The organism is Acinetobacter towneri (assembly GCF_017498585.1).
In the GTDB taxonomy this organism is placed as follows: domain Bacteria; phylum Pseudomonadota; class Gammaproteobacteria; order Pseudomonadales; family Moraxellaceae; genus Acinetobacter; species Acinetobacter towneri.
The window spans coordinates 345,850-370,551 of the sequence record NZ_CP071766.1 but is presented as its reverse complement, the minus strand read 5'-3'; the positions used below and the strand labels follow the sequence as shown (position 1 = coordinate 370,551).

The window sequence follows — 24,702 nt, the reverse complement described above, 5'->3', positions numbered from 1 at the left end:
CGAGATGCAATCAGAAAATAAGATACAACAGCATGACAATTTCTTTGAAATGGTACGCAGACCATCTTCAAATTCAGAAAAAAATATAGATATACACGCTAATCAGCCTGTAGAAAATTTGTCTCCTACAGCTCGAGCAGAGGTACAACATGCAGATAATCAAACAGAGATGGAGCATGCTCAGGATCGTGATACAGATGCGCTTATGCCACATGTAGCCCGACGGGTATTGGTCTATCTCATGCGTCAAGGGGTTATTCTTGCAGCAGAAAACTTAAAACTTTTTGATTTATTGTGCCGATATGAAGCGGAAATTCGTAGACATTTGGCAGAGGTTTATATCCAGTTGGTTTTGGATGCCAAGCAAGGGGTGGCTTATATCATCAATCTCAAAAGTATTCAGGATGAACAGGAAGATGAGAACCAGCCTTTGGATGATTTTCCTGTACTGATACGAAAACGAACTTTGACTGTATATGACACCTTAATTTTACTTATTTTGCGGAAGTATTATCAGGAGCGGGAAACTGCGGGTGAGCAAAAAATTATTATTGATGTTGAGCGAATCCAGAGCAGTTTAATTCCATTTATTCCTTTAACGAATCATGACAGCAAAGATCGTAAAAAGCTAAATGCAGCATTAGAAAAATTTATTGAGAAAAAAGTATTAACGGGACTGCGTGGTGAAGAAGGGCGTTATGAAATTACGCCAATTATCCGCTATGTCGTGAATGCCGAGTTTTTACAAAGTTTATTATCTGAATATCAACAATTAGCAGCAAAGGCCAAGTTGCAGCAATCCGAACAAGAATATGGAGAATCATCATGCAAGAAATGACCCTCTCAACTTTATTTGCACAAGGCCAAATTCGCTTGTCAGAAATTTCAGTATTTAACTGGGGCTCCTTCCATAACTTGCATACCGCACGTATTGATCCTGAAGGGACACTTATTACGGGAGATAATGGTGCAGGTAAATCTACCTTTATTGATGGTTTAATGGCATTGTTACAACCTGCAAGTAAAGCTAGTTTTAACGTAGCAGCTGCGCAGGGCGATCGCTCAGACCGTACATTACTCTCTTATATGCGTGGTAGTTTTGGTTCAGAACATGATGGGGCTGGAACGCGAGTAAAAAATAAGCGTGAAAAAGCAGTGACAACAGCATTAAGAGCGCTATATACCGCTGATGACGGTTCGATGATTACTTTAATTGGATTGTTTTGGGTTGGACAAGGTCAACATTCGCTGAGTGAAGTGAATCGTTTATATATGATTGCAAGTCGTAATGTGCAACTGACTGAAGTGTTAGAAAAATTTGCAGACGGTAATACTCGCCAGCTAAAACAACATTTTAATCCTAAAACAGATGCACGCGTGCATTATTTTGATAGCAAATTTGAAGACTATCAGGAGATGTATCGTAAATATTTATTTATGGATAATAAAAATGCACCTGCGTTGTTATCACGTGCTTTAGGCTTAAAGAAAATTGATGATTTGACTAAATTAATTCGCGAGTTGGTTTTAGAACCAAGCCAGGTTCGTGCTTTGGCACAGACTGCAGTAAATGAGTTTGCTGACTTAGAGGCAAACTATAAGCATTTGGTAGATGCGCGTGAACAAGTCCTACATTTACAGAAATTACCTGAGTTAGCTGTTCAAATAACAGCGTTAACTCTGCAACTGAATAATCTACAGCTCGAAAAACAAGCTTTTCCTGCATATTTAGGTGAATTGTATGTTCAGTTTTGGACTGAAAAAATACATCAGCTGGAGCAAGAGATACAGCGATTACATACGCAGTTTAAGCAATTAGAACAACAAGAACATGATGCGGAAAAACGACAAGAGCGCTGCCATGAAGACTATTTACAAGTAGGCGGTAATCGGATTGAAAACTTACAAAAAGAGCTAGAACTGATACAGAGTCAGTTAAAGCAATTAACCATAGAGGCATCGCGCTATCAGGAAGATGCTCAGCAATTACAATTGCAAGATGATTTAACCGAGCAAAATTTAATTGATAACCAAAAAATAGCCCATGAGCAGCTTCTAAATATTGGGCAAGAGAAAACCCAACGACAAGATGAGTTTGCTCAAGTCAGTAGCAAATACGCACAAACGCAACAGCAACTGAAAGAAACTTAAAGCGATATTCAGGAAATAGAAACCAGACCTAATAGTAATATTCATGATGTACATTTATTGCGTTTAAGAGATGAGCTTAGACAGCACTTAGATTTTGATGAACATGAATTAATGTTTATTGGTGAGCTCATTGATGTAAAAGAGGCTGAAAAAATCTGGCAAGGCGCAATTGAACGAGCATTAGGTGGTTTAAAAACAACGTTATTGGTGCCGAAAGATCGTTATTCGATGGTCACTCAATGGGTGAATGCGCGTCATAATAAAACCCATGTGCGTTTACAGGTGATCCATCTTGATGCTACAGAAAGTGTGTATTTTAAAGAAAATGGTTTTCTGCGGAAATTGGTTTGGCGAGAGCATCCATATCGTGATTGGTTAAAACAACATCTGCTTCGCTTTGATCTGCAATGTGTGGCAGATACAACAATCATGAATACAACGCCTTTTTCTATGACACAACAGGGCTTAATTCATCGTGAGCAAGGTCGTTTTGAGAAAAAAGATCAACAGCGGATTGATGATCGAAAAATTTGGTGTTTGGGATTTTCTAATACTTCACGTTTAAATTTATTAAAGCATGAAGCGAAACAACTTGAGGTACAGTTGGAACAGTATGCCTTGAGTGTTGCACAATCGCGTAAGGTGTTAGATCAGGTAACACAGCATAAGAGTTTGTGGGAGCGAATGTTACGTTACCAATGGGATATGATAAATATTCCTTATTGGACAGAGCGCCAGCAACAGACCAGCAATGACTTGCAACATTTACAGCGGGCAGATACCAATATTGAACAAGCTCGACAACGTTGGGAGCTTGCAAAAGAGGAATTAAAACAACTACAGGAACAGAAAGGACAGTTACAACACACTTGGGGGAAACTCAAACAGAAATTCAGTGATGCAGAAAAACAACAACAACAAGCGCAAAAGGCAGCAAACCAAGGTGTCCCAGAACAAGCCAGAGAACTGTTGCTACAGCGTATAGGAGAAACACCTCGGTTGGAGGATGCTTATCTTACTGCTGTGGAAAAAGAGCTAGAGCGTTTAATTGAACATACCAGCAACCAAAATACCTCAGCAAAAAATAGCGCAACGTACATTATTGGTCAGTTTCGTGGCAAGGATAAATGGTCACATATTGCATTACAACGTGAATGGGCAGTTGGTTTGGCCGCATTGGATGATTGCGTTGCCTATTTTCATGAACTAGAAAAGGAAGGTTTGCCTGCCTTAGTTGAACAGTTTGAACAGCGTCTGCAAAAACATACCATGCAGTCTTTGAGTGTGATTCAGAATCGCCTTGAGGCAGATAGAGAAGAAATTACTGACCGTATTGCCATAATTAATCAGGTTTTACGGCGTACAGAATTTAAGTCTGGCAGCTATCTAAGACTAGGATACAAAAAGGAAAAGTATCCACACGTCATAGATTTTGAGCAAAAACTAAAATGGGTCGTATCTAGTATTAATAGTATTGAATATGAACAACGTTTTAAAAAGTTAGCTGAATTAATTTCTATTTTAGAAAAAGCGAGTAACTCGGTTACAGCGCATACTTTTGAAAGCCAGCGTTTACTTGATCCTCGTCATCAAATGTCTTTCTATGCAGAAGAAGTCGATTTGGCTACAGAAGAAATACGAGATGTTTTGGAGTCATCGAGTGGTAAATCTGGCGGAGAAAAAGAATCATTTGCTGGAACCATTGTGGCAGCGAGTTTGGCTTATGTATTAACACCAGACGGCTATGATTATCCAATCTACAGTACAGTGTTTTTAGATGAAGCTTTTTCAAACACAGCTGAAGCGGTTAGTCGTCGAGTACTCAAAGTATTTAAGGCGTTGAAAATTCATGTCAATTTAATCACACCTTATAAAAACTTGAATTTAGCGCGTGAGTCAGCACGTTCTTTATTAATTGCCGAGCGTGATATTGAGAAACATGAAAGTCATTTATGTGAAATTACTTGGCAGGAAATTGATGAAAAAATGGCGCAAAAACAACAGCAACTGTATAGAGAGGCACAACAGTTTGGGGTGCAGTTAGATGCCTAAAATTGAGAAGTGGGGATTACTTCCAAATACCGTTTTGGGTATTTTGCATAAAAAAGAATGGGAAAATCGTCGAAATTTAAAGCAGCGGTTGTTAAATCAACGTCCTTTTCCAATCGAAATTTCACTGAAAGTGCCCACAGACCAACAAGCTAGAGATAATTTGGGTCATTTTCATGCTTTTTTTAAAGCGTGGACAGATTTTGCTTATCCTGAACTGGTTGAATGGCAAGAACGGCAGTATCGACAACTTTCAGAACAACGTGTTCCAGTAAAGTTACGAATTTTTTCTTTACAGCAGCTTACTGAGCTTTTAGGAACAGAGCAACAACTTGAAAACTGGTTGGATAAAATATCCAGCTTTTTGAAGCAGTCTTTTGTGCATGATCGTCATCAGCACCGTTTATTTCAAACTTTAATTCATCATTTAGAGCAGATAGAACGCTATAGCCAACAAGAATGGCAATGGTTGATTCAGCTGATTGAACAGCTGAAACCGAATATGGGGGCAGGGCTTTATTTAAGGGCCTTGCCATTAAGCGCTGTAAACACGAAGTTTCTTGAGCAGAACTTATTGCTGACGGAGGCAATTTGCAATGTACTTTATGATGATGAGATCGTACTGGCTGGAGGGTTGTTGGCATGGCTAGATTGCTTAGATAGCCCCAAAGGTTGGTTGACGATCAAACCCGTCTGCCCAAATGTGCAGGAAAAATTGGGAGGACTCCCCGTTTTTCAATTGTCCACAGAGGTGCTAGATCAATTTGAGTTACCTGCGGAACGAATAATTGTAGTTGAAAATATTCAGTCAGGTTTAGCGTGCCCTTACTTGGAAAATAGTATTGTGGTTTGTGGTGGGGGTAAAAATATTACATGGATGAAGGCCAAGTGGTTACAGTATAAACAGGTTTTTTATTGGGGAGATATCGACTCTGAAGGTTTAAATATTTTAAGTATGGTTCGGCAAAAAATTCCACACGTGATTGCTTTAATGATGGATGAAGCCACAGTTTTACAGTTCCAAAATCATATGGTGGATGAACCAGACTCTATTTTTAGTGAGCCACAATATCTCACTGCTGACGAGTTAAAATTATTTCATGATTTGCGTGCACAGACATTTAAAAATAGGCGTTTAGAGCAAGAGCGCATTTCGGTTGATTGGGTGCATCGTTATTTAGAGTTACTTTGAAAATTAATTTGATTGATAATAAGGGGTGAACCGTACCGGGTTTGTCGGAGACCAACTTTCTTGAGAGAATGTTCCAATGACAAAACCAAAATATACCCCTGAAATCAGAGAAAGAGCGGTTCAATTATTGATTGAATCTGAAAAAGATTATCCTTCTACTTGGGCTGCAATCACAGCTATTGCACCTAAGATTGGTTGTACTCCTGAAACATTGCGTGTTTGGTATTTAAAGCATATGGATCAACTAAATCCTGCCAAAGTACAACAGATATCTGACCAAGAAAAAATGAAGCAAATGGAACGTGAAATTAAAGAATTAAAACGTGCCAATGAAATTCTACGTAAAGCAGCCGCTTTTTTCGCCCAGGCGGAGCTCGACCGCCCACACAAATAATGGTGGATTTTATCCAGAACAATAAAGATCGATATGGTGTTGAAGCGATTTGTAGAATTTTACCGATTGCAGCTTCGACCTATTATCGGGCTTTAGATCTCGCTGACAATCCAGAACATCGAGCGAAACGTGCTCTGCATGATTTACATCATGCAGAGCAAATCAAACGTATTTGGAAAGAAAGTTTAGGTCGATATGGTGTGCGTAAGGTCTGGCAACAATTGAAACGTGAAGGTTATGTTATCGCACGTTGTACAGTTGCTCGATTGATGCAGAAGCTAGGTATACAAGGTGTTTGGCGTGGTAAGAATAAACAAACCACCCGTAGCCGAGATGATCAAAAACGAGCAGATGACTTAGTAAAACGCAATTTTAATGCAGATCATCCTGACCCTTGCGAAGCAGTGCTTCTCAGGTCGCTGACTTCACGTATATTCAAACTCATTCAGGCTGGGTCTATACCGCCTTTATTATTGATGTGTTCTCGCGAGCAATTGTTGGATGGAAAGTATCAACACGTATGAATACAGATATGGTGCTCGATGCACTGGAGCAAGCATTGCATGATCGAGGCATGCCAAAGAACGTGATTCATCATAGTGACAGAGGCGTGCAATATCTTTCCATTCGTTATACCAATCGTTTAGAAGCAGCAAATTTACGAGCATCAGTCGGTACGACCGGTGATTCATACGATAATGCTTTGGCTGAAACGGTGAATGGCTTATACAAAACAGAGGTGATTGAATATTTAAAAGCGGATTGGCAAGGTTTAGCGGATGTACAACTTGCGACACTAAACTGGGTAGATTGGTTCAATAAAGAGCGTGTACACAGTGCACTGGGTTATGTATCACCTTTTGAGTTTGAAGCAATGTACTATGATAAGATTAACCCGTTAGGTCAGGTGGCCTAACTTAAATAAAAAAGTCTCCGACAAACCCGGTACGGTTCATCCACAATTTAACTATAAATACTGTGCAAATAAAGATAGAACTCAGCCAAAAAAGCAGGCGGTATTTAATCGGCCTGGTTATGAAGGTTATGTGGACACCAAAAAACAATATAAATCGCAAGATTTATCGCAACTTTTGCCTTGGTCTAATAATGAACTGGTGGTTGATGCCAGACTTAGATTCAATGCCAATACCTGCGACTTTACAAAATATGATGATGAACAAATTCAAAAGTTTAATCAGGACTTTTTTGCTTCAGAAGGTGAACAACTCTTTTCTAATATTCAGGTGAATGCAGCTTTGCTAACGGAACAGTTATATAAAGATACATGTCTAAGAGATATGCAAAATCAGGAAGTATATAGCTTTGATGTTGAGGATGATGAATTATCTATTTATCAGCATTTTCCAGATTCCGTAGAACTGAATATTCAGACTGGAAAATATGAGCAAGCTGTTAAAAGTGTCACTTTTAATATTGAACCAGCTCCTGATAATGCTTGGTTGAGTTTATCACCTGCGCAACTCAAGGAGCTAACATTAGAGTATGGGCTTGCAGTGCAAGAGGGATGTAAGTTGTCTTTGTCTGTTTATAATGACCAAAGCCCGCAGTGGATATACCATCTTGGGTTCGGGGTTTATCACTGATCTGTTATTGATTAAATTTTATATGTATTTCCAGATTGCTTTTGATTAAATCGGATGGTTTATATTCAATTCAATAAATGAATATTATGCTCAATCCTATTTTGGATCATTTGGAGAGTTTCAGATCTAATTTGTTCAGGTAATAGATCATGAGCAATCTTCGTAAATCGGCTGGCAACTTCGCAAATTGAGTTAATCATTTCATCAACCTCTTGAATAGAAAGCTCTGCTTCCTGAATGCCCAGTTTGACAATGGCAGACCGAGTAATATCCAGTGCTTCACCCATAATATCCATTTGATGATATCCACCTGGGCCTTCACAGAAAGTAACGTCGTAGGCTGGGGCGAGTTTCCATTGTCCATTTTGAGACATTAAAAACGAAAAGTTTTTGCAATGATCATCTCGATTATTGAACACCACATTGAAAACAGCGCGCTTGAATGCAATCGCTTTTTCGCGAATATCATTGGTACAAAAGTGTGTAGCACGAAGAAAGTTGCTGTAGTCTAAACTCCCAGGTGATTTAAAATCAGCCCCTGTAAAGGCAGCTAAACTTTGCATAGGGATGCGCATGCCATCGCAGCGGTCAAATCTTTTTGAGGCAAATGCAGTTAGGCCATTCGGAAGAGTGAAGTATTGGGTGTCTGGGGTGTCAATATGACAATGACGCAAACATTCTGCATAAACAGTTTCAATTGCACAAACTTCAGGATGCTCTTGCTGAGCGGGAAATTTGATCAGCCAAGCTTCATGTTGATGTGAGTGAACTGTTGAGAATTCATTAGTGACAGGATCACGATAAACAAGTGCTTTTGGCCTTGCACCTTGTGGAGACCCGCCCATAATTAATAAATGCTGTAAAAATTCGGCACCTTCTCCTTTGAGAACTTCCTGAACTTCTTGAGCGAGTCTTAGCAATGGAATATTTTCAGCTAATGTTAACTCGGATGCTGAAGGTTCAAAGGATAATGCCCCCATTGCATGTGTACTAATATACGTGAGGCGTTCTAAAGGCCCAACTCGTGCTGGATTAAGTCCATTTTTTTTAAATAAGCGATCCATCAGGAGCATGCCCCAGCCATCGGGTAAGGCATCGTATATAGGGCCTGGTAATCCCATTTGATGTGCAGGAAAGTTCTTTCTTAATGGGTCACCTTTTAGCGGAAGTAGGTAAGATGAAAGCTCTAAACCTTTACTAATTGCTTCTGCGCTGTATTCAAAAGCAATCAATGGTCGACCTGTGATTGCAGTTGAGGAAACTAGTGTGCCCCAAAGCCAATATTCGCCCCATCCATTGTAGTAAACATCAAGTTTTTTGAGCATGGATTCATTTCCTTTTGATACGTTGGCGAGCCGTATTACTCTCATAGCGGAGCATGTCATCTACACTATTTAAATGTGGTTTGAAAAGTTCCTCTAATTCTTTTAATCGGCCGAGCACCATGGCAACACGTACTAAATTTTCAAATGAAACATTTCGACCAGCTTCTAGATTAGATACAGTATTCACACCAATACCCGCACGCGCAGCAACATCTGCCTGAGTCATTTCCAGATAAAGACGTTCTTTACGAAGCCTCTCACATAATAAAGCAACAACTTCTTCAGGTTTTTTGAATATTAAATCCATAATATTGTGTTTTACATTGTGATATCACCATTAAAACACAAAAAAATGGATTTATGAAATTATGCCAGTTGGTCGATAATGAGATGCTTGATTGGCTGATGAGATTCTATTGGATTAAAGAAATCTAATGATTTTAATGCATTTATTTTTTGCAACTACCTACGAATATGTCGTATTTGGGGCCCGAAACTGTGAAATAAAAGATAATAAAGAAAGTATGATTGGGGATAACATAATATAAAATCAATAAAAAAGCCCCCATCTTTCGATGAGGGTTTTTTTGAATTTGGAGCGGGAAACGAGACTCGAACTCGCGACCCCAACCTTGGCAAGGTTGTGCTCTACCAACTGAGCTATTCCCGCATGCGGTGTATAATACATGATGCAAAAATAGGGTCAATCATTTTTTGCATGTCATTGTACTGACTGAATAAATAAACAACATTTTTGGAAAATAGTGCGGTTAAATGACTTAGGTTGTTTGTTTTATAAAAGTTTTCATTGTCTGCAAAAATATTAATATCACTTACAATGCGCTGCAGCTATGCGAAAAATAAAAGCATCAGACATAAAAAATCCGCAGTACTGAACTTCTAAAAATGAAGCCGACTGCGGATTTTTAGGTGATTTAAAATAATTTTATTAAATTTAAATCATTGAATAATGTTAAAAAAATTATTCAACTGTTACACTTTTCGCCAAGTTTCTAGGTTGATCGACATCAGTACCGCGCAAAACTGCCACATGATAAGACAACAACTGCACAGGAATGCTATACACAATTGGCGCAAGCAATGAACTGACTTGTGGAACATACACGACATGCTGACGCTCTTTGTCTGCAGGAATCCCGCTATGCTCATCTGCAAAGACAAATAATTCACCACCACGTGCCTGTACTTCTTCCATATTGGATTTCAGTTTATCCAGCATGTCATCTTGCGGTGCTAAAATCACCACAGGCATGTCATTGTCTACCAATGCCAATGGGCCGTGCTTTAATTCACCCGCAGCATAACCTTCTGCGTGAATATATGAAATTTCTTTCAGTTTCAAAGCACCTTCCAAGGCAATTGGGAATTGTGTGCCACGACCCAAGAACAAGCAGTGATTTTTCTCTACAAACAATTCAGACAAACGTAAAATTGCCGTATCATTTTGCAAAGTATCTAAAATTACTTTTGGTGTGTGCCACAAGTCTGCAATAATTTCCGCTGTTTCTGTCGCTGCAATTGCATTTTTCACCTGACCAATTTTGAGCACCAACAGCATTAATGCTGCCAACTGTGTCGTAAAGGCTTTGGTCGATGCCACACCAATTTCAGGACCCGCAAGCGTTAACAAACTATGGTTGGTTTCACGTACCATTGACGACGTTGCCACGTTACAAATGGTCATGGTTGTGATATCTAAACCTTTTGCAGCAGCACGTTTTTGTGTATCACGTAACGCAGCTAAAGTATCTGCAGTTTCGCCAGATTGTGAAATGCACACATACAACGTGTTATTCACAATGACTGGGGTACGATAACGGTATTCGCTGGCAATTTCCACATGACATGGCAAGTTAATCAGCTGTTCAAACCAATATTTTGCAATCATCCCTGCATGGTAGCTGGTACCGCAGGCAATAATCTGTACCTGTTGGATGTTGGCAAAATCAAGTTCAGCATCTTTCAGGAAATCTTCACGTAAAGCGTTGCCATTTAATGCTTGTGAAATGGTTTGTTGAATTGCTTCAGGCTGCTCATAAATTTCTTTGAGCATGTAGTGTTTATATTCACCTTTCGATGCATTGCTTACAGTTGCATCCAACTCTTTTACAGGGCGTTCGACCGTTTGACCGTTTACAAAAACTTCAATGCTGTCGCGAGTTAAGCGTGCGATATCACCTTCTTCCAAATACATAAAACGGTTGGTGATCGGCAATAACGCCAATTGGTCTGAACTGATAAAGTTTTCGCCAATACCGACACCAATCACCAAAGGAGAACCTTCACGTACCGTGATCAATTCATCTGGATAATCGGTATGGATAATTCCCAGAGCATAAGCACCTTTCAGTTGAGGCACGACTTGCTGTACCGCAACCAATAAATTCGGTGCAGTTTTAAGAGCATGGTTGACCAAGTGCGCAACCACTTCAGTATCCGTTTGAGAGCTGAACATATAGCCTAAAGCTTCTAGCTCATCTTTCAGTTCTTGATAATTTTCGATAATACCGTTGTGTACGACAGCAACATTGCCAGAAATATGCGGATGTGCATTGTTTTCTGTCGGTTTGCCATGTGTTGCCCAACGTGTATGGGCAATACCGAGTGAACCTGTGACTTGAGAATCTAGTACTGCTTGCTCAAGATTTGCTACTTTACCGACACGACGCTCACGCAAGACCTGACCTTGACTAATCAATGCCAAACCTGCGGAATCATAACCGCGATATTCTAAACGCTTTAAACCTTCAATGAGGATATTGGTAATACTACGTTCTGCAACGCCACCGACAATACCGCACATAGGAACTTCCTCTTATTTTTTCAATTTCTGTGGACGTTGATAATTTTCTTTAGTGAACTGTTTAGAACGTTCCACAGCTAAACACTGTTCTGCAACATCACGGGTAATGGTCGAGCCTGCGCCTACCGTTGCACCATTGGCAATGGTGACAGGTGCAACCAATGAACTATTTGAACCAATAAAGACTTGGTCACCAATAATGGTTTTAAATTTATTGGCACCATCATAATTGCAAGTAATCGTACCTGCACCAATATTGCTGCCTGCACCCACTTCGGCATCACCTAAGTAGGTAAAGTGGTTGGCTTTGGAGCCTAAACCAATTTGACTGTTTTTCACTTCAACAAAGTTGCCAATATGCACTTCATTGGCCAATACCGCGCCCGGACGTAAACGTGAGAATGGACCAATTTGCGCAGCTTCACCTACAACCGCTTGGTCAAATACGCTATACGGCTGAACTTTAGTGCCCGCAGCAATTTTGGTGTTTTTGAGGATACAACCTGCACCAATTTCTACGCCATCACCCAGTTCGCAATCGCCTTCAATAATTACGTTAATATCAATGCGAACGTCTTTACCTGCAGTGAGATTACCACGTAAATCAAAACGGGTTGGGTCAATTAAATGCACACCTTGTTGCATGAGTTGCTTGGCTTGGAAGTTCTGGAACTCGCGTTCTAATGCAGCCAATTGCACACGGTCATTCACGCCTTCTACTTCAAAAGCCAGTTGAGGTTCTACCGATGCAACTTCTAAGCCATCGGCAATTGCCATCGCCACAATATCGGTCAGGTAATATTCACCCTGCGCATTGTTATTGCTCAGTTTTGGCAGCCATTCATGTAATTTGGCATTGCTGACGCAGTAAATACCCGTGTTAATTTCCTGAATTTGACGCTGGGCTTCAGACGCATCTTTATGTTCAACAATCGCTTGAATTTTACCGTTTTCACGTACAATACGACCATAACCCGTGGCATCAGCAAGGGTAAGTGTCACCAAGCCAATTTGGGTTTCACGTGAAACATCGAGTAGCTTTTGTAAAGTTTGCTCTGTAATACAAGGTACATCTCCCGATAAAATCAGTGATACACCTTCACGTGGTAAAACAGGCAAAGTCACTTTGACTGCGTGACCTGTGCCCAACTGTTCAGCTTGTTCGACCCACTGTACCTGTTCATGCGCAAACGCATTTTGCACCAAAGCACCGCCATGACCGTAAATGGTAATTATATGATCTGCTTGTAATTTTTTTGCGGTATTAATCACGTGACCCAAGAGTGGGCGTCCTGCAAGAGGTTGTAATACTTTTGGTAAATTTGAACGCATGCGCGTGCCTTTACCTGCTGCAAGAATAATCACGGTGGTAGACATGTTGAATCCTAGTGATGGCTAAACCAAAGTAAAAGATAAATAAATATAAATACATAATGCGGCCCAAAGACCCGCAATAATATCGTCCAGCATGATGCCAAAACCACCTTCGACCTGACGATCAATGACACGTATTGGCCAAGGTTTCCACACATCAAATAGTCGGAATAGGGCAAAACCCACAATTACCCAGACCCAGCTGATTTGATTGATAAAAATCAGGGGTAAAAAGGTAATCGATTGTCCTGCAAATTCATCCCAAACAATACGACCATCATCATGTACGCCCATAACCTGTGCAGTACGTCCACAGATATATATGCCAACGAGGGACATGATGGCAATGGCAAAAAGGCTTGGAATGAAACCAAGCGCGAACCAAATGGGAATGAACAGTAGGGCAAAGGCCGAACCAAAGGTACCGGGAGCTTTGGGTAGTAGACCTGAACCGAAGCCAACACCACAGCATACAATCAGTCGGTCAGTCCAAGACATGGCTTTGAAATTAATCGCGGGTTTTTGCAAAGTGTTGGTATCCATGAAAATGAAGTGAACGATCTACGCCATTCTGTTCAAAGCTTAAGCGGTTTTGATTGTTAATTTTGCCAATAATATGAATAGGGGTATTCAGCGGTTTTTGCAAAAGCTGCTGATAATTTTGTGGGCTTATTGTAAAGCATAACTCATAGTCATCGCCACCTGCCAAGGCATATTGCCACTGCTTTTGTTGTGGTAATTCGGTTAATGCAGCATCTATAGGCAGTTGGCTGAGTTCAATACAAGCACCGACCTGAGAGGCTTTGAGAATATGCCCTAAATCTTGTGCCAAGCCATCTGAAACATCAATCATGCTTGAAGCCAGACCTTTGAGTTGTTGTCCAAGTTGACAACGTGGTGTTGGGTAGTCGAGACGTTGTTTTAAAGGATGATCGAGATGATCTAAACCAAAAGCGGCATCACCGACTTGTCCGCTGACGCAAATATAATCACCGACTTGCGCGCCTGAACGTGGAATGGCATGTCCTTGTTCAATCCAGCCTAAGGCGGTAACGGAAATGGTGAGATGCGGGCTTTGTGTGGTATCTCCACCAATTAAACTTACCCCAAATTGATCGCAACAATCATGTAAACCCTGACTAAACCCTTTGAGCCAGTCGTGATCAATTTGGGGTAGGCTCAATGCCAATAATATACTGTGTGGGGTGGCACCCATGGCGGCAATGTCAGATAAATTGACCGCAACCGATTTCCAACCAATCGCATGTGGGTTGGTATCGAGGGGGAAATGTCGTCCAGCGACTAAAGTGTCGGCACAAATGACCAATTGTTGTTGCGGCGGAGGGGTGAGCAGAGCTGAGTCATCACCGACACCTAAATCGACTGCATCGGGACGCGGTCTGTTGAAATAGGTCTCAATAATGGAAAACTCAGCCATACAACAATCGACTCAATACTTTGAATTAGTTGCTTTGTTGCTTTTCTGCTGCACGTAAGCTGTTGGCAAGACGGTCTAATACACCATTGATGTATTTGTGGCTGTCTGCACCACCAAAGTGTTTTGCCAATTCAATCGCTTCATCCAATACCACACGGTATGGAATTTCCAGATGTTGTTCTAACTCATAAGCACCTAAACGTAAGGTGGCGAGTTCAACACCATCGAGGGCTTGAATGTCACGATCAAGAACAGGCACCAGTAATGCATCCAATGCTTCATGATTGGCAACCACTTGAGTCAACAATTCATGATAATAGCCGAGATCCACTTTGTGCATGGCATTTTCCACACGGGTACGTGCTTCAATTTCATGTACTGGATTGTGGCTCATCTGCCATTCATAAATACCTTGCACAGCAAAACGACGTGCTTTACGTTTTGCTGCATAAGTTGCTTGAAGTGTTTGCGACATAGCGTTAAATAGCCTTTAACAAGTTAACCATTTCAATTGCAGTTAAGGCAGCTTCACTTCCTTTATTACCTGCTTTTGTTCCAGAGCGTTCAATTGCTTGTTCAATACTATCCGTAGTCAATACACCGTTAATCACAGGTAAGCCAGTATCTAAACCAACCACACCTAAGCCTTTGGCACATTCACCTGCAACAAAGTCAAAGTGTGGAGTGCTACCGCGAATCACTGCGCCGAGTGCAATAATGGCATCATAACCATTCGATGCAGCTAATTTTTTAGCCACAACAGGAAGTTCCCAAGCGCCTGGTGCATGAACAACGGTGATATTATCCTCTGATACGCCATGACGTTTCAATGTGTCAATTGCGCCATCAAGCAAATGCTCAACCACAAAACTATTAAAACGACCGACTAAAATCGCATAACGGCCTTCGCTAGCGAGATGTAATAAACCTTCAATACGGCGAATTGCCATAGCAACCTCGATTATTTCTCTGATGTTGGATCTGCGGTGATATATTCCACCACTTCTAAGTTAAAGCCTGATAAAGCATTGAAACGTAATGGTGAGCTGAGTAGCTTCATTTTTTCAACGCCTAAATCACGTAAAATTTGTGCACCCACGCCAATGGTTTGGTATTGCTGTGACAATGCAGCATTGGCTTTGCCTTGTTTCGGGGATTTAAGGCTGTCTAGGGCAGGGCCCAAGTCTTGCAATTGAGCTTGACCAATCCAGACCAAAACACCACGTTCACTGTTGGCAATTTCTTTTAAAGCACGGTCTAAATTCCAAGTTGCCGAACCATCTGCTTTTTTCAGCTTCAGCAAATCACGGGTTGGATTAAAACCATGCACACGTACTGTGGTAACGCCTTCTTTCGGCTCGCCTTTGACCAATGCCAAGTGAATGTCTGGGTTCCCCAGTTCACGGTAGCGATATAAGTCAAAAGTACCATATTCGGTGTCGATGCTTTGCTGATCCAAACGCTCTACAGTTTGTTCATTGGTCATGCGATAGTGGATTAAATCGGCAATAGTACCAATTTTTAACCCGTGCTTTTCAGCAAAAATTTCTAAATCTGGACGACGCGCCATCGTGCCGTCTTCATTGATGATTTCACAAATTACCGATGCAGGCTCTAAACCTGCCAAACGGGCAAGATCACAACCTGCTTCGGTATGTCCTGCACGGTGCAATACACCACCTGGCTGTGCCATGAGTGGGAAAATATGCCCAGGCTGAACAATATCGGCAGGCTTGGCATGTGCAGCGACAGCGGTTTGAATGGTATGCGCACGTTCTGCGGCAGAAATACCCGTGGTAATGCCTTCAGCAGCTTCAATCGACAAAGTAAAGTTCGTACCGTGTTGTGCACCATTGGCATCAACCATTAACGGTAGGTTTAATTGCTGGCAACGGTCACGACTTAAGGTTAAGCAAACAAGACCACGCGCGTGTGTGATCATGAAGTTGATATCTTCAGGGCGAACGTGGGTTGCGGCAATGACTAAATCACCTTCATTTTCACGATCTTCATCATCCATGAGGATGACCATTTTTCCTGCACGGATATCTGCTACAAGCTCTTCGACAGTATTGAGCGGCATCAACCTTTACCTTCTTATTTGTCTGAAACGACATTGAATGAGAGAGATGCATAGTCTAACGGTTTTTTACCTGTTTTGCCTATGCTTATCATTTTCATTGCGTGACTTATGGTTATACACAGTGTCATCAGGCTTGGAAAGAGGCGGAAATAAGGATTTACTGCGTTGCTGTAGATTGTTTAGGCCATTAAGATGAAATGCAAAATCTGTGAAAAATAAAACTGTAGAGGGCATAGGATATTATCGCCCTCATTCTCGCCTTCATTTGAACCCAATTGGGTTTTGGGAGAAGGCAAGAATCAGGGATGAGATGATTCATTAAATTCAGGTATAAGCGAATTTCTGTTTAGCGCTCACGCAAGGCTTCTTTGGCTTTGTTGAATGGTTTGATCAGATAATCCAACACCGTTTTTTCACCCGTTTTAATATCGACTGTTGCGACCATGCCCGGGGTAATATCAAACGCTTGTCCTGCTTTGTTGCTGAGTTTGTCTGAATCGGTACGGATATAAACCCTTATCTTGGGATATTTTCTATTTCATATTACATCTTGTTTTGAGCGTTTTGGTTGTAAAATAAAACTGATTAAAAAATCCACAAAATGATCAACCTTTTTGACTGAGCGCTGAAAACATAAAAAATAAACACTTTTCTGTGATTAATTGCACAATAAATGCAAAAAAGTCATGTCTTGCATATCCTTAATTGTCTTTGTGTGGTTAGAATATAACAACTGTGCCCAAGATCTCTCACGTCCGTTATGAATATATTAATCGTTGATGATCATCCGCTGTTTCGCCATGCCTTAATTCAGGCGGTTCGTTATAGCTTACCGCAAGCTCAAATTCATGAAACTGCTGCAGTCAATGAATTGTACGAGCGTTTGGAAAATGGACCTGAGCCTGATCTTGTTTTATTGGACTTGAATTTACCAGGGGCATCGGGCTTTTCTGCATTGGTGCATGTGCGTGCGCAATATCCATCTATCCCAATTATTGTGGTGTCCGCTCACGAAGAAGCATCGATTATTCAACGTTCAATTGCGCATGGGGCGATGGGTTATATCCCAAAATCGGCACATCCGAGCCATATTGGTGAAGCAATTCGTCAAGTTTTAGAAGGTGAGATTTGGTTGCCGCCAAATTTGGCTGCGAATGTTAACTTTGACCCTCGCGCTGCAGATGAAACGGCTTTGGCTGAACGTATTCAGTCTTTAACACCACAGCAATTCCGTGTATTGATGATGGTGGCAGAAGGTTTGTTGAATAAACAAATTGCCTATGAATTAGATGTTTCTGAAGCGACGATTAAAGCGCATGTGACCGCAATTTTCCGTAAATTGGGTGTGCAAAATCGTACTCAGGCGGTATTGGCAATCAATGCTTTAAATATTGAAGAAAAGAAAATGTAAGATGTGACTGATCTGTAAAAGATGAGTTTAAAACCGCTATGTTGATCTGGAAGATTGAGCAGTGGTTTTTTATTGGGTGTTTGGTTGATAATGACCTTTTTAGAAAGCTAATTCACTTTAGGATGTGACATTTGGCGTTCAGGTTGTTGATGTGCTTAAAAACCTAAAAGGAATATTGTCTTATGTCTTTAGCTGTATGGCCTGAAACATATTCAGGCTGTCATGTCGATAAAACCGATAAAAATCGACATGAGAGAGTTGTCATGTCGATGACATAAACATATTTAGGTTGTCATGTTGATAAAATGAGTAAAAATCAACATGAGCTGAATAGCATATCAGTTTAATGATAGGCGACATGCCTCTTTTGAGATTCTTAGGCTTTGATTGTATCTGTACCCATAAATCCAATCGTGTGAAGTTGTCCTCAGCGAGAAAACCCGCCACTAATAAGAAATACATAGAAGGACGAATATATTTTAATAGTAATAGATGAATGGTGATTTGAATAAATCATACCTAAGTGAGTAGGGGGCTTCCCCCTATATGGGTTCAACTTTTAGAATTCACGATAACCAAGCCCGCCAGCCGTGATATGTGCTAGATTTCGATCATAGGTAATTATTTGGCTTTCTTTTCCGATGGTTTTATTTTTCTGACTTGAGCATCTGTAAGCATTGCAATGATTCCACAGAATTGGGGGTATAGTTTTGGGGGTAATTTATTATACCCCTAGTTATAACCCCAACTAGATCAAGCTTGCAATAGATAAAGTGGATTGCATTAAACATAAAAAAGGCCTAAACCCTTTAGATTCAAGCCCTTAAAACTACGGGATAATACCGTAAACAACTAATTTGGCGGTGAAAGAGGGATTCGAACCCTCGATACGCTATTAACGTATACACACTTTCCAGGCGTGCTCCTTCAGCCACTCGGACACTTCACCATAGGCGGTGGATAATAACCAAAAAATAGTACAAAGCCAAGTTGAAAAATTTGATTTAGAGAAAAACTTTCAGCGTAGTGCTATGATTCTCAAAAATACCGTCTAAATCGAAGACACCTATGCAAAGTACTGCAAAAAAAGCAGCCTTACCCGTCATTACCTTGGCTGCACTCGGAGTTGTATTTGGGGATATCGGAACCAGTCCTCTGTATGCCTTCAGACAAACTTTTTTAACGGCGCATCTTGCAATTACCCAAGCCAGTGTATTGGGAATTTTATCCCTAATTTTCTGGTGCATGATGCTCACCATCAGCTTCAAATACGTCACCATTATTATGCGTGCCGATAACAATGGCGAAGGCGGGATCATGTCATTATTGGCATTGAACCTGCGCACCACCCGTATTGCCGAAGACAAAAAAATCTTCCTGATCGCACTTGGCTTTATTGGTGCATCCCTGTTCTTTGGCGATGGCATTATCACCCCCGCCATTTCAGTATTGTCTGCCATTGAAGGACTAAGTATTGCCACGCCTATCTTTAATCAATGGCTCGTACCGCTCTCCATTGGTATTTTGGCAGGACTGTTCATTGTGCAGCGTCATGGTACAGGCACTATGGGCAAATTTTTTGGCCCACTGACTTTGCTGTGGTTTTTAGCCATTGGCGGTGCAGGGCTGCTCAGTATCATCCAAACCCCATTTGTATTGGCCATGGTCAGTCCACACTGGGCGTTTAACTTTGTAGTAGAGCAACCCTTTGTTGCATTTCTCACCATGGGTGCGGTGATTTTAACCATGACGGGTGGCGAAGCACTCTATGCCGATATGGGGCATTTTGGGCGGATGCCTATTCGCCTCGCGTGGTTTTTGATTGTCTTACCTTGCTTGTTATTGAATTACGCAGGACAAGGGGCATTATTGCTACGTAACCCTGCAGCGATTGAAAATCCGTTCTATATGTTGGTGCCTGAATGGGGCTTATACCCGATGATTGGTTTAGCCACAGCTGCAGCGGTGATCGCTTCTCAAGCGGTGATCACAGGGGTATTTTCAATGGTCAATCAGGCCATTCAATTGCGTTATTTACCACGCCTGACTGTACGTCACACGTCCGATGTTGAACGTGGTCAAATCTATTTGCCATTCATTAACTGGGCCTTATTTATTTCGGTGCTTATCTTAATTTTATTATTTGAAAATAGTGCCAGACTTGCCAGTGCTTATGGCGTGGCAGTGACCATGACCATGCTGTGTGGCACGATTTTAATTTCAGTGCTGGCCTATGGTTTTTGGCGTTGGCCGATGTGGAAAGTTGCCCTTTTTGCAGTGCCATTTTTAACCCTAGATTTAATTTTTGTGGCTTCGACCTCGCTCAAAATTGTGTCAGGGGGATGGGTGCCAATTTTAATTGGCGCCATCATGTATACCATTTTAATGACGTGGAAAGATGGTCGTGCATTGGTTTTCAATCGTTTGGAAAAAGATGCCTTGCCGATAGACCTATTCATTCACAGTATTAGTATGGGCAATGAAACCAAATTTGTCCCTGGCGATGCGATTTTCTTGACAGGTACGCCTAACATTGTGCCACATGCCATGTTGCATAATATTAAGCACAACAAGGTCTTACATGAACGCAATATCATGGTAACGGTCATCACGCGTGATATTCCATTTGTGGCGCAGCAAGATCGGATTCAAGTCGAAAAACTGGATGATCGTTTTTATCGGATTGCCATGTATTACGGTTTTAAAGATCAGCCAAATATTCCAAATGCCTTGAAACAAGCCTATGAACAGCTTGAGTTTGAATTCGATATGATGCAAATGAGCTTCTTTATTTCGCGTGATCGAATTGTGCATACGGTGGGCGATGGCATGTCACCGTGGCGTGAAAAACTGTTTATTTCAATGCAGCGCAATACCAGTCCTGTGAGTGATTTCTATCAAATTCCAACCAACCGTGTGGTGGAATTGGGTAGTCAAATCGAAATTTAAAAACTGCTCAATAGATTTTAAAAAACCAGCATTATAAAGTGCTGGTTTTTTATTTTTAGCTCAAGATTGGTCTTAAACAGATCTTATTGTTCCGTATCACTTGGTTGTAGATGGCTTAAATCTATATCGTTTACATCTGCGCCCTGTGCCGCAGGTGCTGTGGTTTCAAGCCGTTCAGTCGTGGGCAGATTGACTGCTGCTTGTTCAGATGCAGCAGGGTTTTGTGGTGCAGCATTTAGCGCTTCTGCGGTGACATCCACATCATCGCCAGCATTTACAGGTAAATCGGCTGAAGATGACAATAATGGCGCAGAGGTGGCTTGTATGTGTTGTTCGCTCACTTGCTCTGCCTGCGCTGCGTGTTGCAGTTCGGATTCAGTCCCGACAGGCATCGTCATCGGTACATTGTCTTGAGCCAGATTGGCTTTTTCGGCTGAAATTTGGTTTGCAGGCTGTTGCGCTATATTTTCTGCTGGACTTGTTAAGTTTGTATCTGTACTCGGTACAATGCGTATCTGACCATTGGCGATTAATTCTTGTAGTGAGCCTGCTTGCCCATTAATCGTGGTGCTTATTTTGACTTTAGATAAACTTTCTAAAGTATCACCTGCTTGAATGGGTGGTTCGGCAAAGGCAGAAATGCTGATACTGCTACCAACCAAAGCACAAGCAAAAAGATGAAAACGCATGTATTTCTCCATCAAAAATCGCAAAAATAAAGTTAAAACCAATTTAAATCGTCAATGACATCCAGCTAGAGCAGCGCAATGCGCTTGGGTGTCGCTGAGCGATGTCTTTAAGGTGTATTTAGCTTGGCAGATTCGCTAAAACCGATGCAATCAAATCTACCAAACTTGATCTAGACTGATGTCAAAAGTGCTTAAAACTCAGGCTGTGTATGGCTTTTGTGGTGTTATGGCGCGGGTTTTGTTTAATTGTTAGACGAACAAGAGGTGCTTCATATACAAGCTGTGAGTGGATTGTTAAGCTCGGGCAAACTCTGCGGATTTAGAGCGAAGTCACAGTAACGGTTATGGCAAGAAAACGGCGCAATTCCAACAACATTTGGACTCAAATTTTCAATCAAAACAGCTTGAAAGTGCTACTCGGTGTAGTGGCAACAGGGAGTTTTGTGATTGCTTTTGGTCAAGAAAAAATTAGCCAGTGGACTTCACTGGTGCCGAGTTCAGGAAATAGTGCTTGCCTAACCCAGTTCTATCGAGAAACGCCGCCCTATTTACTGAAAAATAGCCTGCAAAAAGACAGCTATCCGCTGTGTTTTAATGACTTTAATGTGATGTATTCAGGGGTATCCAAAACCCCGTTATGGGTGGCAGAAGCCTTAACACCAGCGCGTTTGAGTCAGCGGATTCCACGTGAAGATAACTTTCACGAAGAACCGCGCGTCAAAGCCGAGCATCGTGCGACTTTGCTGGATTATCGTGGTTCGGGTTATGACCGTGGACACATGGCACCGAATGCCGACATGACCAACTTGGCAGCCCAGTTTGACAGTTTTTCTTTGGCAAATATGGTGCCGCAAGCCCCTAAAAATAATCAGCAGGTCTGGCGTGAACTTGAAGAAGCCACCCGAGCGGTGGTGACTAAGCAAAAGCAAGATGTGTATGTGATTACGGGGCCAAGTTTTAATGCCAAGCGTCTAAAAACCATTGGGCAGGGCGTTATTGTGCCGACTGCGGTGTATAAAGCTGTGTATATGCCCAAAACAGGCGCGATAGGGGCTTATTACGCGCCCAATAACGACTCGTTACAGGTGCAAGTGGTGAGTGTCTGCTATTTAGAAGAACAGTTGGGCATTAATTTATTCCCACAATTAAGTGAAGAACAAAAGCGCAATACCTATAAATTGCCTTTGACTGCAAATGCTGTAAAAGCCAATACACCGATTGCCTACTCACATTGGGATGCAGAAAGCCAGTGCGCAGAAGATGTATCTGCTGAGCAATTACAAGCCTTGCAAACCGAATTTAAACGCTCAGGCAGTAGTCCTGCATCGGGTGCTAGCATTGATGCAGATACCCAAGATGCAATTGTGAAGCAATTGATTGAAGCTTTATTGCAATATATTTTACAGTTGTTGAAATCTTAAACTGGGTTAAGATGATGGATATTGCATCCTTCATGCTAAGGTGAATTCAATGTTTAAACCGTTTCAAAATGGGACTGAATCACATGCGATTCATGACTTAACCTTAGAAAATGATTTAGATTGCATCAATGTGTATGGCAATTTGCAAATCAGCAAAGATCAGGCGGGTTTACAGGCAGCCAAAGCACTACAGGCTTTTTTGAATGAAGTTGTTGCAACTTTGGAGCAGACTCCGAATCTGCCTGAAAAGTTAGATCGTCCCGAAGCGGGTGAAATTGAAAATCCATTTTTATAATGGATGCCATCTCAAGATATTAAATCTACTTTAATCTGCTCATCTAAGCCATTAAAAAGCCCGCTCAAACGCTTGAACGGGCTTTGTTGTTTTGTGTGTTTTTAGATAAATCCCAGACATCTTGAAAAGCTGTGGATTTAAAGTTTTGAAGATCAGTCTTCAGCTTTTGCCATAGCGCGATACAGCACCGCACCAATCACCGCACCTACAATCGGTGCAACCCAGAAAGCCCAAAGCTGGCTGAGTGCTGCAGTTTCAGCAAAGAACGCCACACCTGTACTACGTGCAGGGTTCACGGAAGTATTGGTTACAGGAATACTGATCAGATGGATTAAGGTCAGTGCCAAACCAATTGCAATTGGAGCAAAACCTGCAGGTGCACGTTTGGCGGTTGCACCCATAATCACCATCAAAAAGCCAGCAGTGAGTACCACTTCAATCAATAATACTGAACTGAGGGCATATTTTCCTGGAGATAAATCACCATAACCGTTGGTCGCGAAACCGCCTGTGCCTGCAAAACCTGCCTGACCCTGTACAATCAGATACAACACCAGTGCGGCCAGAGTCGCACCAATAATTTGTGAAATAATATACGGTGCGAGTTCTTTGGCTTCAAAACGTCCACCTGCCCACAAACCAATACTGACTGCAGGGTTAAATTGACCACCTGAAATGTGCCCAAGTGCATAGGCCGCGGTTAATACGGTCAGACCGAACGCGAGGGATACTGTACCGTACCGGATTTGTCGGAGAGTCAATATTCTGAGATGAGAAGCATTGCTTCGCAAGACGTAGCGAAGCGTAGTGTCCCGATGACAAAATTAAAATATACCCCTGAAATCAGAGAAAGAGCGGTTCAATTATTGATTGAATCCGAAAAAGATTATCCATCGTATTGGGCTGCAATCACAGCAATCGCTCCTAAGATTGGCTGTACTCCTGAAACACTACGTGTTTGGTATCAAAAATATTTAGATAAACAAAATCCAGTTAAAGTACAGCAGCTTTCAGACCAAGAACGTATCAAACAACTGGAACGCGAAAATAAAGAACTGCAACGTGCGAATGAAATTCTACGTAAAGCAGCTGCTTTTTTCGCCCAGGCGGAGCTCGACCGCCCACACAAATAATGGTGGATTTTATCCATAACAATAAGGCGTTAAGCGCATGCGGTGATTCCACCTAGAAAATGAGAAAGCATACAAAGATACAAAGAGCAGCTCGCTAGAGCGAGATAAATGACTTCGAACAGTTAATCTCAGGTAGGACACTATGGAAAAATGATCAGGCTATCATCGGCGCAGTTGGGTTGAAACTAAGATGCATGCACTTGTAGCAGTCCTCAACAGATGTAAGCAATTAGGTAGAGCACTTACCCAAGTTACGCCTTAAATTTGGTTCATTTCGGGGTACTTTGTCTTTCAAATCTTTGTGGAACAAAGCCCATTTGGCTATACATTAACTAAAAAAATAGAGAAAAAAACTATAAAAAATATAAAA

General features: G+C 41.5%; 17 protein-coding genes, 2 tRNA genes, 6 pseudogenes and 1 other annotated feature. Of the genes and pseudogenes, 11 read left to right on the top strand and 14 right to left on the bottom strand.

What is annotated here, in order from left to right; translation table 11 throughout:
• Positions 1-4: 4 nt before the first annotated feature.
• The 5 genes and pseudogenes from J4G44_RS01800 (at position 5) to J4G44_RS01780 (ending at position 7,390) form a co-directional block, all read left to right on the top strand.
• Positions 5-838: a DUF4194 domain-containing protein gene (locus tag J4G44_RS01800; protein ID WP_179988743.1), complete on the top strand. Its 834-nt coding sequence runs from the start codon at positions 5-7 to the stop codon at positions 836-838.
• A pseudogene (locus J4G44_RS13640) lies at positions 826-4,203 on the top strand (ATP-binding protein). The gene J4G44_RS01800 and the pseudogene J4G44_RS13640 overlap by 13 nt, the downstream one beginning before the upstream one ends.
• Positions 4,196-5,392, top strand: a complete 1,197-nt coding sequence (locus J4G44_RS01790) for a Wadjet anti-phage system protein JetD domain-containing protein (RefSeq protein WP_004974289.1) — start codon at positions 4,196-4,198, stop codon at positions 5,390-5,392. The pseudogene J4G44_RS13640 and the gene J4G44_RS01790 overlap by 8 nt, the downstream one beginning before the upstream one ends.
• A gap of 76 nt (positions 5,393-5,468) precedes the next feature.
• Positions 5,469-6,702, top strand: a pseudogene (locus tag J4G44_RS01785) (IS3 family transposase).
• Positions 5,744-5,860: a sequence feature (AL1L pseudoknot), on the top strand. It overlaps the preceding pseudogene by 117 nt.
• Before the next feature lie 130 nt (positions 6,703-6,832).
• Complete coding sequence (locus J4G44_RS01780; RefSeq protein ID WP_154320192.1) at positions 6,833-7,390, top strand: hypothetical protein; 558 nt, start codon at positions 6,833-6,835, stop codon at positions 7,388-7,390.
• Between the two features lie 65 nt (positions 7,391-7,455).
• Here the strand turns inward: J4G44_RS01780 and J4G44_RS01775 are convergent, their stop codons facing one another.
• The 11 genes and pseudogenes from J4G44_RS01775 to J4G44_RS01725 form a co-directional block, all read right to left on the bottom strand.
• Positions 7,456-8,715 carry a type II toxin-antitoxin system HipA family toxin gene (locus J4G44_RS01775; RefSeq protein WP_131261189.1) on the bottom strand — a complete coding sequence of 420 codons (1,260 nt, stop codon included), beginning with the start codon at positions 8,713-8,715 and terminating at the stop codon, positions 7,456-7,458.
• A 4-nt stretch (positions 8,716-8,719) separates the two neighbouring features.
• Entirely contained in the window at positions 8,720-9,022 is a 303-nt protein-coding gene (locus J4G44_RS01770) for a helix-turn-helix transcriptional regulator (protein WP_070153706.1), read from the bottom strand.
• A gap of 287 nt (positions 9,023-9,309) precedes the next feature.
• Positions 9,310-9,385, bottom strand: a tRNA-Gly gene (locus J4G44_RS01765).
• A 312-nt stretch (positions 9,386-9,697) separates the two neighbouring features.
• A complete protein-coding gene (gene glmS / locus J4G44_RS01760; RefSeq protein WP_207973790.1) occupies positions 9,698-11,539 on the bottom strand; it encodes a glutamine--fructose-6-phosphate transaminase (isomerizing) in 1,842 nt (613 codons plus the stop codon).
• A 12-nt stretch (positions 11,540-11,551) separates the two neighbouring features.
• A complete protein-coding gene (gene glmU / locus J4G44_RS01755) occupies positions 11,552-12,916 on the bottom strand; it encodes a bifunctional UDP-N-acetylglucosamine diphosphorylase/glucosamine-1-phosphate N-acetyltransferase GlmU (RefSeq protein ID WP_096902632.1) in 1,365 nt (454 codons plus the stop codon).
• Positions 12,917-12,934: 18 nt separating this feature from the next.
• Positions 12,935-13,456 (bottom strand): phosphatidylglycerophosphatase A family protein, encoded by a 522-nt coding sequence (locus J4G44_RS01750; RefSeq protein WP_131260658.1) that lies wholly within the window; start codon positions 13,454-13,456, stop codon positions 12,935-12,937.
• On the bottom strand, positions 13,422-14,351 hold the full coding sequence (gene thiL, locus J4G44_RS01745; protein WP_004974348.1) for a thiamine-phosphate kinase: 930 nt from the start codon (positions 14,349-14,351) through the stop codon (positions 13,422-13,424). The genes J4G44_RS01750 and thiL overlap by 35 nt, the downstream gene beginning before the upstream one ends.
• A gap of 25 nt (positions 14,352-14,376) precedes the next feature.
• Positions 14,377-14,826, bottom strand: coding sequence for a transcription antitermination factor NusB (gene nusB / locus J4G44_RS01740; protein ID WP_004974349.1), 450 nt, complete (start codon positions 14,824-14,826; stop codon positions 14,377-14,379).
• Positions 14,827-14,830: 4 nt separating this feature from the next.
• Entirely contained in the window at positions 14,831-15,301 is a 471-nt protein-coding gene (ribH, locus tag J4G44_RS01735; protein ID WP_004974350.1) for a 6,7-dimethyl-8-ribityllumazine synthase, read from the bottom strand.
• A gap of 11 nt (positions 15,302-15,312) precedes the next feature.
• Complete coding sequence (gene ribBA / locus J4G44_RS01730; RefSeq protein WP_096902634.1) at positions 15,313-16,434, bottom strand: bifunctional 3,4-dihydroxy-2-butanone-4-phosphate synthase/GTP cyclohydrolase II; 1,122 nt, start codon at positions 16,432-16,434, stop codon at positions 15,313-15,315.
• 346 nt (positions 16,435-16,780) lie between these two features.
• Positions 16,781-16,951 (bottom strand): annotated as a pseudogene (locus J4G44_RS01725) (secretion protein HlyD); the annotation flags it as partial.
• 243 nt (positions 16,952-17,194) lie between these two features.
• On the opposite strand from J4G44_RS01725, the gene J4G44_RS01720 reads away from it, so the two are divergent.
• Positions 17,195-17,845: a response regulator gene (locus tag J4G44_RS01720; protein WP_004974358.1), complete on the top strand. Its 651-nt coding sequence runs from the start codon at positions 17,195-17,197 to the stop codon at positions 17,843-17,845.
• A gap of 858 nt (positions 17,846-18,703) precedes the next feature.
• On the opposite strand, the gene J4G44_RS01715 is transcribed toward J4G44_RS01720, so the two are convergent.
• Positions 18,704-18,794 (bottom strand) — tRNA-Ser (locus J4G44_RS01715).
• A gap of 119 nt (positions 18,795-18,913) precedes the next feature.
• Between J4G44_RS01715 and J4G44_RS01710 the strand changes: the two genes are divergently transcribed.
• Positions 18,914-20,794 (top strand): potassium transporter Kup, encoded by a 1,881-nt coding sequence (locus tag J4G44_RS01710; protein WP_004974367.1) that lies wholly within the window; start codon positions 18,914-18,916, stop codon positions 20,792-20,794.
• A gap of 83 nt (positions 20,795-20,877) precedes the next feature.
• Here J4G44_RS01710 and J4G44_RS01705 read toward each other — a convergent pair whose 3' ends face one another.
• Positions 20,878-21,483 (bottom strand): hypothetical protein, encoded by a 606-nt coding sequence (locus J4G44_RS01705; RefSeq protein ID WP_207973789.1) that lies wholly within the window; start codon positions 21,481-21,483, stop codon positions 20,878-20,880.
• Positions 21,484-21,827: 344 nt separating this feature from the next.
• On the opposite strand from J4G44_RS01705, the gene J4G44_RS01700 reads away from it, so the two are divergent.
• Together J4G44_RS01700 and J4G44_RS01695 are read left to right on the top strand one after the other, a co-directional pair.
• Positions 21,828-22,904 (top strand): DNA/RNA non-specific endonuclease, encoded by a 1,077-nt coding sequence (locus tag J4G44_RS01700; RefSeq protein WP_004974371.1) that lies wholly within the window; start codon positions 21,828-21,830, stop codon positions 22,902-22,904.
• Between the two features lie 49 nt (positions 22,905-22,953).
• Positions 22,954-23,199 carry a hypothetical protein gene (locus tag J4G44_RS01695; RefSeq protein ID WP_004974374.1) on the top strand — a complete coding sequence of 82 codons (246 nt, stop codon included), beginning with the start codon at positions 22,954-22,956 and terminating at the stop codon, positions 23,197-23,199.
• 152 nt (positions 23,200-23,351) lie between these two features.
• Here the strand turns inward: J4G44_RS01695 and aqpZ are convergent.
• Positions 23,352-23,930: pseudogene (gene aqpZ / locus J4G44_RS01690) on the bottom strand (aquaporin Z); the annotation flags it as partial.
• 84 nt (positions 23,931-24,014) lie between these two features.
• On the opposite strand from aqpZ, the pseudogene J4G44_RS01685 reads away from it, so the two are divergent.
• Positions 24,015-24,364 (top strand): annotated as a pseudogene (locus tag J4G44_RS01685) (transposase); the annotation flags it as partial.
• Position 24,365: 1 nt separating this feature from the next.
• Positions 24,366-24,594 (top strand): annotated as a pseudogene (locus tag J4G44_RS01680) (IS5/IS1182 family transposase); the annotation flags it as partial.
• Positions 24,595-24,702: the final 108 nt, after the last annotated feature.